The sequence below is a fragment of the Pectobacterium colocasium genome (genome assembly GCF_020181655.1).
Lineage (GTDB): Bacteria > Pseudomonadota > Gammaproteobacteria > Enterobacterales > Enterobacteriaceae > Pectobacterium > Pectobacterium colocasium.
In genome coordinates, this window is the sequence record NZ_CP084032.1 from 867,856 (window position 1) to 882,877 (window position 15,022).

10 protein-coding genes are annotated in these 15,022 nt (G+C 50.8%); 6 read left to right on the forward strand and 4 right to left on the reverse strand.

The window, feature by feature from the left end:
- The first annotated feature begins 318 nt into the window (after positions 1-318).
- Positions 319-2,049: a polysaccharide lyase family protein gene (locus LCF41_RS03920; RefSeq protein WP_225086971.1), complete on the forward strand. Its 1,731-nt coding sequence runs from the start codon at positions 319-321 to the stop codon at positions 2,047-2,049.
- 143 nt (positions 2,050-2,192) lie between these two features.
- Here the strand turns inward: LCF41_RS03920 and LCF41_RS03925 are convergent, their stop codons facing one another.
- The 4 genes from LCF41_RS03925 to acs all read right to left on the reverse strand — a co-directional run bounded on the left by LCF41_RS03925 (position 2,193) and on the right by acs (position 7,322).
- Positions 2,193-3,101 (reverse strand): Rpn family recombination-promoting nuclease/putative transposase, encoded by a 909-nt coding sequence (locus tag LCF41_RS03925; protein WP_225086972.1) that lies wholly within the window; start codon positions 3,099-3,101, stop codon positions 2,193-2,195.
- 167 nt (positions 3,102-3,268) lie between these two features.
- Positions 3,269-4,927, reverse strand: coding sequence for a cation/acetate symporter ActP (gene actP / locus LCF41_RS03930; protein ID WP_225086973.1), 1,659 nt, complete (start codon positions 4,925-4,927; stop codon positions 3,269-3,271).
- Complete coding sequence (locus LCF41_RS03935; protein ID WP_225086974.1) at positions 4,924-5,235, reverse strand: DUF485 domain-containing protein; 312 nt, start codon at positions 5,233-5,235, stop codon at positions 4,924-4,926. Before LCF41_RS03935 ends, actP begins: the two co-directional genes overlap by 4 nt.
- Positions 5,236-5,360: 125 nt before the next feature.
- Entirely contained in the window at positions 5,361-7,322 is a 1,962-nt protein-coding gene (acs, locus tag LCF41_RS03940) for an acetate--CoA ligase (RefSeq protein WP_225086975.1), read from the reverse strand.
- A 901-nt stretch (positions 7,323-8,223) separates the two neighbouring features.
- Between acs and LCF41_RS03945 the strand changes: the two genes are divergently transcribed.
- From LCF41_RS03945 to LCF41_RS03965, 5 genes are all read left to right on the forward strand, one after another.
- A complete protein-coding gene (locus LCF41_RS03945) occupies positions 8,224-8,616 on the forward strand; it encodes a transcriptional regulator (protein ID WP_225086976.1) in 393 nt (130 codons plus the stop codon).
- A 738-nt stretch (positions 8,617-9,354) separates the two neighbouring features.
- Positions 9,355-11,742, forward strand: a complete 2,388-nt coding sequence (locus tag LCF41_RS03950; RefSeq protein ID WP_225086977.1) for a TonB-dependent siderophore receptor — start codon at positions 9,355-9,357, stop codon at positions 11,740-11,742.
- A 428-nt stretch (positions 11,743-12,170) separates the two neighbouring features.
- Entirely contained in the window at positions 12,171-12,695 is a 525-nt protein-coding gene (locus LCF41_RS03955; RefSeq protein WP_225086978.1) for a sigma-70 family RNA polymerase sigma factor, read from the forward strand.
- On the forward strand, positions 12,692-13,639 hold the full coding sequence (locus LCF41_RS03960) for a FecR domain-containing protein (protein ID WP_225086979.1): 948 nt from the start codon (positions 12,692-12,694) through the stop codon (positions 13,637-13,639). Before LCF41_RS03955 ends, LCF41_RS03960 begins: the two co-directional genes overlap by 4 nt.
- Positions 13,640-13,821: 182 nt before the next feature.
- The gene (locus tag LCF41_RS03965; protein ID WP_225086980.1) at positions 13,822-14,832 is read left to right on the forward strand and encodes an AI-2E family transporter; all 1,011 of its coding nucleotides are present in this window, start codon (positions 13,822-13,824) and stop codon (positions 14,830-14,832) included.
- The last annotated feature ends 190 nt before the right edge of the window (positions 14,833-15,022 follow it).

Below are 15,022 nucleotides of genomic sequence, written 5' to 3' on the forward strand. Positions count from 1 at the left end.
TTTTGATTTCTGCGATGTCGATCCTGACTTTCTTCCTGTCACTGCCAGCTTCCTGTTTCTGCTGGCAGTGACGTGAAGGAGGGCGCTTCCCCCCTCGATTATGTTGTCCCCACTACTGCTATATATTTCAAATAGCGGGAATTTTTTGATATCTCAGGCTACACCCAATGTTGGATATTAGGGGAAACACGGTGATGAGGTTCCCGTAGGGATACCTCGCACCGTGGTAGCCCCGGGCATCTCGATATTGAAGCGGCAGTGGCCTGAACGGATGCGATAAAAATTCTGTCTAACCAATGGAACACAAGAGGGCTGACTGTGAAGCGATCTGTCTTGTTGTTGGTGGGGGCGATGTTGGCACCCTATAGCTACAGCGCGCAGGATAATGCGGTGTCGCTATCTATTTCTGGTTTGAATACCGTGCTGGATAACGGTTTGCTGAAAGTCGCGTTTGGGGAAGATGGCAGCGCGGTGAGCATGGTGGCGGGAGGCAAGAATATCGTCACTAACCTGTCCGGCGCGGCGCGCGATCCGAGCAAAACGCGTAGTGCTTATCTCGATTACTATGTTAACGATGCCCATGTTAAGGGTGTCAAAGATTTTGTCCCCGAGCGGGTGGAGGTGTTGCGCAACGATCGTGATATGGCGCATATCGCCTATATCAATGACCGAAACGGGCTGTTACGGCTTGAATATCACCTGATTATGCGTCGCGGCGTTAGCGGGCTTTACAGCTATGTTGTTGCTGAAAATAGCGGAAATCAGGAGGTTAAAGTCAGTGAACTGCGTAACGTCTATCGTTTCGATCCTGCTTGGTTAGATCATCTCTACAACGGCGATCGTCAGGGCAAACCGCTGCTCTACAGCCAGCTTGAGGCCTTGCCGAAGGTGCAGGATGAAACCTGGCGATTGCCGGATGGTCGCATTTATTCCAAATATGATTTTGCCGGCTATATGCGTGCCGCGCCTTTCTGGGGCGTTTTCGGTAATGGCGTGGGAGCGTGGCTGATTCACGGCAACCGAGAGTATTTTTCTGGCGATGCGCTCAAGCAGGATCTGCTGGTACATCAGGATGCGATCATTCTGAACTACATGACGGGCTCGCACTTCGGTACGCCGGATATGGTGGTACCGCCGGGCTGGAAAAAATTCTACGGCCCGTGGCTGCTGTACATCAATCAGGGCGATACCGAACAGATGCTGGCAGATGCCCGACGTCAGGCGCTGACGGAAGCCGTCAGTTGGCCGTATACCTGGGTGGACGATTCCCGCTATGCGCGCGAGCGTACGCAGGTTAGCGGGCACATTGCCAGTCCGCAATCCGTCACCGTCGTGCTTTCGTCGTCATTGGATGAATCGTTTGATGTGCAAACCCGCGGCTATGCGTATCAGGCGGCGACAGATGCACAGGGACATTTTACATTTTCCCATGTCCGTCCGGGCAATTACCATCTGGCGGTTTATGCCAACAGCGGTACGCAGCCGGGGATATTGGCAGAGCAGACGCTGTCCATTTCCGGTGACAAGCAAGCGCTGCCTGTGATTGCTTTGCCCAAAGCCGAACCGATTATCTGGGCCATTGGACAAGCCAATCGTCAGGCAAGTGAATTCCGCTTTGGCGACGAAGCACGCAATACACGCTGGCAGTATGAAGTTCCAGCAAATCTGACGTTCGATATTGGCTATAGCGACTATCAACGCGACTGGTATTACGCGCAGACCAAACCGGGAAAATGGGATATCCGTTTTGCTCTGCGACCAGAGAAGAAAACCTATTTCCTGAACATCGCACTGGCGGCGGCCAGCAACAGCGGCATGAGTGAACCTACCCTGCCGCAGCTGGCAGTAGCGGTAAACGGCAGGACGCTGGAAACACTGACTTACGGAAACGACAAAACCATTTATCGTGGCGCGCTACAAAGCGGCCGCTACCATATCGCCCGCATTCCCGTGTCATCTCGTTTCCTGCGAAACGGCAACAACACGATCACGCTGCAATTAAAAGGTGGCAGCGTGATGTATGACGTGGTGACCTTAAGCGAGGAGTAAATCCCGTTTTAACAATGTGAAGCGCGGAGTTCCGCAGAACTGTGGGCAGGGATAGCCCACGATAAAAAATCGCAGGAGCGATTTTCAACAACGCAAAGCGTTGGCCCGAAGGGGCGTGGGCAGGGATAGCCCACGATAAAAAACTATTTCTGTTCGCTGCGGAGTAGTTGCTCCATTTCTTCATCGGACAGTTGGGTAACGCGCTGAACTAGCTCTTGCTCCATCTCGCTCTTCAGCAACTGGCGGGCGATGTTTAGTGCGCTGGCCTTCATCCCTTCCTGTAGCCCAGCTTGCATCCCCTGCTCAAATCCCCTTTGGTGTAATTGTTGTGCAATAGTCACTGTGTCCTCCTTATGCGTTGACAGGGGCTCTGCCACTGAATCAATGAACCTGTCTATGTCAGAGGTATTACCCACTGTCGCGACGTACAGTAATAACGCGTGCCGCAGTGGCAAAGACAGGTTCCAGTGTTCAAATAATAGCCCGATGTCGTGTGCCAATTCCAGCATATCCCGTGTTCTGATGTGTTTCTGCACAAGTTCTAGCAGTGCGGCACGGCGGTGCGTTTTGATCTCTTCATCTGGAATAACGGTCAGGTCTATTAGCGGAAAGGCATGGTGGTAGACCTGTGCAGCGAGTGTTGGATCGGTGAAATGATCTAGCCACTGCATACTATATGGATAAGGACTGCGTTTGCCGTGATAGAACAGGAGTGGAATAACTACGGGTAACGACTGATGGCCCTGGGATAAATGCTGCTGCATAGCATCAAGGCAATAGCGTAATAGCCGGAAGGCCATGAGCTTGTCGGGGCGACTTTGATGTTCTATGACGCAATAGATATATCCAGAACCAGAGTGGGTTTGCAGTGAGTACAGCATGTCTGACAGGCGAGAGCGTAAAGTGTTTTCGATAAACGATGCAGACTCCAACTGCAATGTACTGAAATCGCACCGCTGCTGAATCGCAGGTGGTAAATGGGCGGCAAGAAAATCTCTGGCGATATCAATATCGCTTAAAAACTGTTTGAAGATGGCATCGTGAGGCTGCATCGCATCCTTCCCTGTGATGTGTATGCCGATACCATAGCGGAACGTTCAGGGAAGAGCAGAAGGCCGATAACTATCGTGAAGCCGCCCCGCAAAAATCTTTCAACAGCGCGGAGCGTTGGATTACAGAGAAGAACTGACCCGCGAATGCGGGCCAGTGAGAGGTCGGATTAATGGGAACTGCCTTTTGAAGCGCCGACGCCGGTTTGTGAACGGACAAACTGCGCATGGAAGCGAGCGCGTTCCTGCTGCCCGGATTCGGAGCGATCGGTGATGGAGAAGAACCAGATACCGATAAACGCGACCAGCATGGAGAAAAGCGCTGGATAATCGTAAGGGTAAATGGGGGTGGCGTGACCGAGGATTTTCACCCAGATAGTCGGCCCCAATATCATCAAAATGACGGCCGTTAACAGACCTGCCCAACCGCCAATCATCGCCCCGCGTGTGGTCAGTTTTGACCAGTACATCGAGATGATAATGATCGGGAAGTTACAGCTGGCAGCAATGGAGAAAGCCAGACCAACCATGAAGGCGATATTCTGGTTCTCAAACAGGATACCCAGCGAAATCGCTACGACACCCAGCACCAGTACGGTGATTTTCGAGACTTTCAGCTCATCACGCTCCGTCGCTTTCCCTTTCTTGATCACGTTGGAGTAGAGATCGTGGGACACGGCAGACGCGCCTGCCAACGTCAGACCCGCAACGACGGCCAGAATGGTGGCAAAGGCTACAGCAGAGATAAAACCGAGGAAGAAGTTGCCACCGACCGCATCGGCCAGATGCACCGCCGCCATGTTATTCCCACCGATGAGCGCGCCTGTTGCGTCCTTGAACGCAGGGTTAGCGCTGACCAGCAGGATGGCGCCGAAGCCGATGATGAAGGTCAGGAAGTAGAAATAGCCCATAAAACCTGTGGCATAGAACACGCTCTTGCGAGCTTCTTTCGCATCACTGACGGTGAAGAAGCGCATCAGAATGTGCGGCAGGCCGGCGGTACCGAACATCAGGCCTAAGCCGAGGGACAGCGCGGATATTGGATCAGAAACCAGCCCTCCGGGGCTCATGATTGATGCACCTTTCGGGTGAACCACCATCGCCTGTTTGAACAGTTCGTTAAAGCTGAATCCTACGGATTTCATCACCATGACGGCCATGAAGGTGGCGCCGAATAGCAGCAGGACGGCTTTGATAATCTGTACCCATGTGGTGGCGAGCATGCCGCCAAACATCACATACATCACCATCAGAATACCGACCAGTATCACGGCCACATGGTAGTTGAGGCCGAACAGCAGTTCGATAAGTTTCCCCGCGCCAACCATCTGTGCGATGAGATACAGGGCCACAACCACCAGCGAACCGCAGGCGGAAAGACTACGGATCGGGCGCTGCTGCAAACGGTAGGAGGCGACGTCAGCAAAAGTATAACGCCCGAGGTTGCGTAGCCGCTCTGCGATCAGAAACAGAATAATGGGCCAGCCGACCAAAAAGCCGAGTGAGTAGATCAGGCCGTCGTAGCCGGAGGTATAAACCAGCGCAGAAATACCGAGGAAGGAGGCGGCGGACATGTAGTCGCCCGCAATCGCCAGCCCGTTCTGAAAGCCGGTGATGTTGCCGCCAGCCGTATAATAATCGCTACGTGAACGGGTTTTCTTCGACGCCCAGTAGGTGATATACAGCGTACCGCCGACGAACAACAGAAACATCACGATGGCTTGAATATTCAACGGCTGGCGCTGGACATCCCCCGTGAGGGCATCCGCCGCCCACGCAAGCACCGGCAGCGTCAAAAGTCCGAACAGCATCATAAAGCGTATTTTCATTGCTTTACCTCATCCAGTAACTGTTTGGTCAGACGATCAAATTCACCGTTAGCGCGGTACACATAAATGCCTGTCAGGATGAAGGAGATCGCAATCAATCCCACGCCAATCGGAATACCACGGGTAATGCTGGAACCTGAGCTGATGGGCGTTCCCAGCCAGCCAGGTGCAAAGGCGATGAGCAGGATAAAACCCACATAAAGCACCAGCATGATGATCGAGAGGAAAACAGCAAAACGCTGCCGTTTGTTGACCAGTTCTCTGAATAAGGGGTTACTTTCAATCCGTTGATAAATGGCATCATTCATCGTAAGTCTCCAGTAATCTGTAGGGTTGAGTATTGCCGCGACGCCGCCGCCTGATTTATCGCCAGCCACATCCCCGCAAGCCACGTCATGGCTTACGGGAATGAAGAGAGCGGTGGGTCAGAGGGTTATTGAGAGGCGGTACTCATGGCCTGCTTTTCTTCGAGCAGTTTTTCGACGACGCCTGGATCGGCCAGCGTTGAGGTATCCCCCAGATTGCTGGTGTCACCGGCGGCGATCTTCCGCAAAATACGACGCATGATTTTGCCGGATCGCGTTTTTGGTAAAGAGTCAGTCCAGTGCAGGATATCTGGAGTTGCAATCGGGCCGATTTCCTTACGTACCCAGTTGCGAACCTCCGTATACAGCTCGCTGGACGGCTCCTCGCCGTGGTTCAGCGTGATGTAGGCGTAAATAGCCTGCCCTTTCATATGGTGTGGAATGCCGACGACGGCCGCTTCAGCAATTTTGGGATGGGCAACGAGCGCTGATTCGATTTCCGCCGTCCCCAGACGATGCCCGGAAACGTTCAACACGTCGTCAACGCGACCCGTAATCCAGTAATAGCCATCTTCGTCACGGCGCGCGCCGTCACCGCTGAAGTACATGCCTTTGAAGGTAGAAAAATAGGTTTGTTCGAAGCGATCGTGATCGCCAAACAGGGTTCGTGCCTGACCCGGCCAGGAATCCACGATGACCAGATTGCCTTCCGCGGTGCCTTCCTGCGGGTTGCCGAGGTTATCGACGAGTGCAGGTTGTACGCCGAAGAATGGGCGCGTCGCGGAGCCGGCTTTCGCTTCAATCGCGCCAGGCAGAGGGGTGATCATGAAGCCGCCCGTCTCCGTTTGCCACCAGGTGTCGACGATAGGGCACTTACCGTTGCCGATTTTGTTGAAATACCACTCCCAGGCTTCCGGGTTGATTGGCTCACCGACGGAACCCATGATCCGGAGCGATTCACGCGATGTCCCTTCGATTGCTTTATCACCTTCAGCCATTAGCGCGCGGATGGCGGTGGGGGCAGTATAGAGAATGTTGACCTGGTGCTTATCGACCACTTGCGCCATACGTCTGGCGTCCGGCCAGGTCGGCACACCTTCAAACATGAGCGTAATTGCGCCGCACGCCAGCGGACCATATAGCAGGTAGCTGTGCCCCGTGACCCAGCCAACATCTGCCGTACACCAGTGGATGTCGCCAGGGTGGTAGTCGAAGACATACTTGAAAGTCAGTGCAGCATAGACCAGATAGCCGCCCGTGGTGTGAAGTACACCTTTCGGTTTGCCGGTCGAGCCGGAGGTATAAAGGATAAAGAGCGGATCTTCCGCATTCATCTCTTCTGGCGGGCAGTGATCGTCTGCTTTTTCAACCAGATCGTGCCACCACAGATCGCGACCCTCCTTCCATTCACCGGTTTTACCCGTACGACGGAAAACGATGACGCTGGAAATGGTGGTGACGTTCGGGTTTTTTAGCGCTTCATCAATATTCTTCTTCAGCGGAATCACACGTCCGGCGCGTACGCCTTCATCGGCGGTAATAACCAGCTTGGCGTTGGAATCGATGATACGCCCGGAAATTGCTTCAGGAGAGAATCCGCCGAAGATCACCGAGTGAATGGCTCCGATTCTGGCGCAGGCCAGCATCGCTACGGCGGCTTCCGGCACCATCGGCATATAAATAGCAACGACATCGCCTTTTTTGATGCCCTGTGACTTCAGCACGTTGGCGAAGCGGCATACGGATTGATGCAGTTCTCGATAGGTGACTTTTTTGCTTTCTGCCGCGTTATCACCTTCCCAGATGATGGCGGTTTTATCGCCACGCTCTGCCAGATGGCGATCCAGGCAGTTTGCAGCCACGTTTAGCGTACCGTCTTCAAACCAGCGAATACTGATATGGCCGGGGTCGAATGAGGTGTTCTTGACAGTTTTATAGGGTTTGATCCAATCGACGATCTTTCCCTGCTCACCCCAAAAGGCAGCGGGATCGTCAACGGACAGCCGATACATATTTTCGTATTGCTGAGCATTTATCAGTGCATTTTCCGCAATTGCGGCGGGAATGGTGTGTTTATTATGTTGTGTCATAGCGCTTCTCCTTAAACATGTTAATGCTATGTCAAATAATGGTTAATTGTAGTTAACCCGTTATCTTTGTTTCTTTTTTGCGCGATTGATCACGCAATGCAGGAAAAGCAGTGAGGCGTTACTTAAAAGATAGTCTTTTGGTTCAGAAAACAGGCAGTTTTTTCGTGGTAGCCAAAACACAATAAGTGATGTATGTCACAATATGATCGTCAGCAGAATTATCTGTGCTGTTATAATGTCATTAACGATCAATTCATTGTTTTCAATAGATTATATCTATTGTTATCAAGTTTTTGATCGCCCTTTACGATCAAAAGGCATAAAGATCCCGCTTATTCAGCCGATAGTAAAAACCCCGTTCAGAGTATATTTCTACGTAAGCCAGCTATTTAGCGCGTTCACCTGTGTTCCATCTGTTGAGATTTTGTTTCAGTTGTTAATTATATGTAGGCTATTAATGAAATAGATTTATCTGATTATCAACGGGCAGATAAGTGTGAATAATGTACACTCTAAGTGGGTTCCATCGCACAGATGTGGGCCTTCTTAAAAAGGGTACAGATGCCGTGTGCTAGCCGCTGACAAAAAGAAAAATGAAGTGTTATTTTTTGTGTCTTATTCAGAAATATCCGGTTTCCAAAAATAAATAACATAGATATACCCACATCACTGACGCTGACTAAGGCGGCAGATGTTTGAGCCCCGGTAGCTTGAGAACGTGTAAATGGTTCCGGTTAGCGAAATTCACTATTTTCATTAGGTGACTTTCTCGGGTGGGGAAGAACACTATTAGTCCGGAAACCTTTTAAATTCCGGTAGGTTGATTGCTTATCAATAGTGCGTTATGAGGTCATGGCGCGCTGTGAGATATCTTTTTACATAGCATGATGCAGAGGAAACAATGAGTCTGATATTTGGCCGGAATGAAATTTTAGGCATGCTTTCTCAACCAGTTCAAAACGATCGGCGCGCTGTGGCTGTGATTGACGAAAAGTGTAAGGTCGTTTGCGCGAATTCTGCCTTCAACGCCCATTTTGGATTGCGTGCTGAAATGAATACGCCCGTCTCAATTGATGATGTGCTACCTATCAACGTGAAGTTCGCCTATCACGACTTTATAACGAATTCTAACGTGCTAAGTACGCGTGTGGTCTCGGATTTGTTGTCTGATGGCTTTACTAAAAAGCAGTTAAGCACGCTGTCTTTTTCTAAGCTGAACGTTGAAAACCGCGTGCTTTCTTTGCTGATCCTGAACCAGGATACGGTTGAGCCTTCGGCAAATCTGGCATCATAAGCTTGTATAATCGTAGGTTATCTGTCCGGAAGATTAGAGGTGTGCGTTTTCCAATGGAAAATAACGACCAAAGAAAAATTGTTGCTATTAATAACGTTGCTATTTCTAATTTAGCACTGCGTTTTCAACAGCAACCGATTGCGTAGGTTATTCTCTGATAACCCCCTGCGGCCAGCAGGACGATAAAGTCGCGCCGATTTTTCGTAAATGAAGAATGAAAGACGTTCTTTATTAACAGCGACCATGTTAAAAGTTAATAAAAAATATAGGGTTAACTATTTTATTGCATGTAATATGCCATTTTTAAATAAATAGCGAAACGTTTCGATGCCCGCTTGCTTCCCTTCTCACTATTCCCTTTTCTTTTTGCCTTTTCGAAAATTATTCCCCCTAAAGTGTAGAGTTTATTAAACCTTGATAAGAAGCTCTTAAAATTTTCTTTATTTTTAGCGTGTTGAATCTTAAAGGATGACAAATGAATAAGTAGACTCTCGTCTAATTACTGATGAGGTTGGGACAATGTAACCTCTGTCGGCATATAGCACTTTTTGATAAAAAGGACGTCAGCTTTTTATTGCCAATGACATTGGTTTACCAATATCGACAACGCGTTTTCCGCAATAATCCTGATTCAGTGCGCATTATTTCAATTATTTTTCGATTTTCAGTTCCCCTTTTTACTCCCCCGATTGGCATAGCTTCTGAAAACAGCGTTTCTTATGCGATAGGGGATAAATAATGGTTACATTCCGTACCCACCTGTTAGCGCGTGCTTTACGTGCTGGCGTACTTGGGGCATCGTTTGCCTCAGTGCTGCCAATGGCGGCGGTTTATGCTGCATCTGCGGCGCCAGTTCAACAATACGCGGTGTCGTCCGGCTCGCTCAATCAAGTGCTTAATCAATTTGCCCAACAGGCTGGCGTATTACTTTCTTACGATCCGGCATTGGTTGCGGGTAAACGCGGTACGGGGTTACAGGGGAACTACAGCGTAGAGCAGGGCTTTGAGCAGATTCTCAGTAGCAGTGGCCTCCGTGCACAGTACAGTGCTGATGGCAGCGTGACGCTAGTGCAGCGCACGGCGAATGAGCCTGTGCCGGTTACTACGCCTGCTAAAAACGATCGGATCGTTGTCACCGCTCCACCGAATACCGCGATGAAGCTGGATGTGCCGATTTCAGAAACGCCACGTGCGGTTGCGGTTGTCACGGAGAAACAGATCGAGGAACGCGGAGCGCAAAAGATCGATCAGGCGCTACGCTATAGCAGCGGGATTCTGGCAACGCCATACGGGCCGGATAATAAAGCCGAATGGGTGACTATCCGTGGATTTAGCGATCAATCCCGGTTCCAGAATGGTCTGGCGACGCTGAATGAAGATGGGTTCTATGGTCAGCAGATTGAGTCATTCGGCGTTGAACGTATCGAAGTCCTGAAAGGTCCCGCTTCTGTCCTGTACGGGCAAAATCCGCCGGGCGGTCTGGTGAACGTCATCACCAAACGGCCTACGCGTTTACCGCAGGGAAAAGTGGAGCTGGAATACGGCTCTAACGACTATCGCCATCTGGCCGTCGACAGTGCGGGTCCGTTAAACGATGACGGCTCGGTGCTGTATCGGGTTGTTGCGCTGGCGCGTGATACCTCGGGTGAGATGGATTTCTCGAAGAGCAAGCGCCTTTATCTGGCACCGAGCGTCACGTTCCTCGGAGAAGACTCGGAACTGACCGTGTTAGCCAGCTATATGGACACGCAGTCCGACATGACCAATGGTTTTAAGCTGCCGTATGGTACGTTGCATAGCACGCCATTTGGCAAAGTGGGCTATAAAACCTCGCTGGGAGAACCGGGTATTAACAATCACGATACCCGTCAGTTCAATCTGGGCTATGAATTTACGCATCATTTGAATGACACCTGGACCTTCCACCAGAACCTGAATTATGCCTACCTGAATATGGATCTGCGCGGTGCCTATGTATTGGGCAGGTATACCGATCCGGCCACGAATGTTGTCAGCGATCGTCTGGCCACGCGTGGACTGACCTACCGCGACGGTTTTGCGCAAAATTGGGCCACGGACAACCGCTTGGTGGGCGAGTGGCTGTGGGAAAATATTGAGAATACCCTGCTGCTCGGGTTCGACTATCGCCGTGCCAATACGCAAAGCCGGGATGGAAACCTGTACTCCTTTGGCGACCCTATTGATATGTTTAATCCGGTGTTCGGTAATTACACGTCGCCGGACAGCCAACTGTTCGATCACCGCTCCGGCCGCCATCAGACCGGTTATTATGTTCAGAATCAGATCAAGTATGACGAGCGTTTGATTTTCTTGCTGGGTGGACGTTACGACGTCGCGAAGTCTCGTGACCGTAATTTCTCATCAGGCGCTGATACGCGTACCGACGATTCCAAATTTACCAAGACTGCCGGGGTAATGTACCTGTTTGATAACGGTATTTCCCCTTACGTCAGCTACTCGGAATCCTTCCTGCCTGTGTCGGGTCGCGATGGTTATGAACGTCCGTATGTGCCGGAAGAAGGTCAGCAAACCGAAGTGGGCCTGAAATATACGCCGGATGGCTTCAACGGCTATGCGTCTGCTGCTCTGTTTAATCTGGAACAAAAAAACGTTCAAACGACGGATCCTAAAAACCCGAGTCTGACTATTCAGGCGGGTGAAGCCCGTTCACGTGGCCTTGAGCTGGAATTCAGCGGCGAGGTTTATACCGGTCTGACGCTGATGGCAAACTACACTTACAATGAAGTTAAGACGACCAAATCAGGTTCTGTTGGAGAAGTCGGTAAACGCCTGCGGGGTCTGCCTGAGCATATCGTGTCGGGCTGGGCAACGTATGCCTTTAACGGCAAGTTGGAAGGATTAAGTATCGGCAGCGGTGTGCGCTATGTCGGCAGCTCTTACGGTGACATTACCAATTCGTCGGACATGAAGGTTCCTGCTTATACGCTGTGGGATGCGATGATCGCCTATGATTTCAGCAAGGACTGGCGTTTGCAGGTCAATGCAACCAACCTGACAAACCGTGAGTATGTCAGCGCGTGTAACTACTGGTGCTATTACGGTGAAGGCCGTAACGTTAGCGCGAATGTCAGCTATCGTTGGTAGTCTCTCGTTTCAAACCGCATTGAAAAGAAGCCCTTGGGATTGAGGTTGCTGACAAAGTCCGTAGAGCGGGAGTAACGGATAGATCGTAAAGACGCTGTGAATACGTCCATGTACGCTCGGCTTGCGCAGATATGAATCTCATCCCTGAGATTCACCCTTGCAGGGCCGCCGCAAGCGACGTTCAAAAACGTTCCTGACGTTTTTGTCCCTGGCGCAAACGCTTTACTCTTCTATTCCGTTACGCCCGTTTTCATTCGGCAAATAGGTTTTTCAACGGTCTGGAGCCCTTGGGCTTCTTTCTTTTTGCTCCACACGCCTCGCTATTTCCTTATTTTTACCGTTCTCGGCACGATAGACGTAAATAGGCGTTGACTTTGCTTTTAATGATAATGAAAATCATTTCATTGCTGTCACATTGAGCGAATATCGTGAAGAGTCCCGCCGCTGCCTGCCCCAATCAGCCTGAAACCTTAAACGTTCAGCAGGTTTATCATGACCATCATGCCTGGTTACAGGCGTGGTTGCGTCGGCGTTTGGGGTGTTCACAGCAGGCCGCGGATCTGGTGCAGGATACGTTTCTACGTTTGATTTGCCAGCATCAAACCGATCGCATTCGTGAACCGCGCGCCTGGCTGACGACCGTGGCGCATGGGCTGATGGTGAATCACTGGCGGCGGAAAGACATCGAAAATGCCTATCTTCAGGTGCTGGCAGAGCAGGAGTTTCATTTTTCTCCCTCGCTGGAGCAGCAGGCTATGGTGGTTGATGCGCTGTTGGCCATCGATCAGATGCTGGCGACGCTGCCCGGCAAAGTGCGTCAGGCATTCTTGCTGGTGCATCTTGACGGTTTGACCTATCGGCAGGTTGCTGAACAATTAGCCGTTTCCGAGCGGATGGTAAAAAAATATATGGCACAGGCGATGCTGAATTGTCTATTGTGTCAGGACTTATGATTTCTTCTATCACGTCTTCTATTCCCAAAGATGTTCTTTATGCTGCCGCGGAGTGGTATGCCACGCTGTATGACGAAGACTGCTCCGAGCACGATCGTCAGGCATGGCAGCGTTGGTTACATCAGAATGAAGCTCATCGGCTTGCCTGGCAGCAGGTTGAACAGATTCATGCCCGTTTCCATGCGGTAGATAGCCAGTTAGCCTCTTCGGTGCTGAGTAAGCGCGGTGAAGAACGTCGGCGTATGCTCAAACTATTGGCGATTGCCAGCCTGACCGGGGGCGTGGGCTTTAGTCTGCCGTGGGAAAGCTATGCTGCCGATTACCGTACAGGCATGGGGGAAACCCGTGAGCTCAGCATCGAAACGGGGATGACCCTTTGGCTCAATACCGATTCGGCAGTGAATCAGCAGGGCAATCCTGCGCTGTCTCAGCCGCTGACGTTTCAATTGATCAAAGGTGAATTGATGCTGGATAACCAAACGGCGCATGCAGCTCGGTTGACCACGCCCCATGGCGATCTCGCCGCTTCTGCGCATTCCTGCCAATTAGCGCTGCGCTATACGTCCGCTCACAGTGTGCTCTCCGTTTTTGGCGGTGAAGTGTTGCTACAAACGGCAGTCCCTGCTGCAAAGCGGATAACGGCAGGGCAACAGGTTATCTTTACCCGTGATAAGAGTAGTGAACCGACACCCGTTGAGAATTTCCGTCAGAGCTGGCGTAAAGGACAGTTGGTTGCGGATAACATGCCGCTAGGGCAGTTCATGAATGAGGTGTCCCGCTATCACAATGGTTACTTTCATGTGGATTCTGCGGTGACGACGCTACGGATTTCGGGCGTTTTTCCGTTGCATGAAACCGATCGCCTGCTCGATGCCGTTGCGCGAACGCTGCCGGTGAAGATAACCCGGCGTTTTTCCTGGTGGGTGGATATCCAGCCGAGTTAAAACACTGCTGGTATTTCGTCGGTAAAACACCAAAAATATTCTTCGTTTGTTATCTGGTTGGTTATCACTCGCAGACGAAACACAAATCTGGCGCATATATATCAATCTGTTGATACCGAAAAAGGCGTAGCATACTCCACAACGAGTATTCTCGGCGTTGCCTCTTCATACGGGAAGTCATCATGCAGTTACTGAACCTGAAACAAGCTCGCCTGTTGAGCTTTTTCTTTATTATGGGTGGCCTGCTTATATTGCTGCCTCTACGCCTGCTGGCCTGTTTTATTGCCGGTTTTTTGGTGTATGAAATCGTGAATTTACTGACGCCCTATTTTCAACGGGTAATCAGCGGTAAGCGCGCTCGCTGGATTGTGGTCGCTGTGATCAGCACATTGGTGGTCAGCCTGTTGAGTTTACTGTTTGGTAGTCTGGTCGGGCTGTTGATGCAGGAAATGAAGGATACGGCGGCATTCAATGTGCGTATTGGTTACATCCTCAATGACATCCAACAGCAGGTCGCCCACTATCTACCGGGGTATCTGCCGGTCAGTGTTGAAGAGCTTCAGCGCGAGCTGCTGCAATGGGTTCAGGCACATATTGTGATGTTGCAGAACATGGGGAAAAGTTTCCTGCATGGATTTGTGACGATGCTAATCGGTATGGTGCTGGGGGCGATTGTGTCGCTTTATAACGTCGATCAGGACACCGAGAAGCCATTACTCAAAGCGGAGTTGTTGCGTCGGGTGACATTATTATCGGCGTCGTTTCGCAACATTGTTTTCGCTCAGGTGAAAATCTCTGCGGTTAACACAGTGCTGTCTGCCGTTTTTATTCTGGGCGCTCTGCCGCTGTGTGGTATCCATCTGCCGTTTGCCAAAACGCTGGTGGTACTCACCTTTATTTTCGGTCTGCTGCCGGTGATCGGTAATCTGATCTCCAACTCGATCGTTTTTCTGTCGGGCTTATCGCTTTCGCTGCCGATCGCACTGGTTGCGCTGGTGTATTTGATGTTGATTCATAAGCTTGAATACTTTTTGAATGCGCAAATCGTTGGGACGAGGATCAAAGCGCATGCGTGGGAAATTCTGCTGGCGATGTTGGTGTTTGAAGCGGCCTTTGGGTTGGCTGGTGTGATTGCTGCCCCGATATACTACGCCTATCTGAAAAGCGAATTGAAAGAAGCCTCGTTGATTTAATACTGCTCTTTGGCAGGTGATTTATGCAATCATCTGCCATTTTCTGCCCGCTCTGTTAATCACAACTCGACGCGCTAAATGAATCAGCCCAATACGAGATTGGGTTGATTGAGGTTGCTGACAAAGGCCGCCGAGCGGTAGTAACGGATAGATCGTAAAGACGCTGTGAACACTTCCCTGTGCGCTCGGA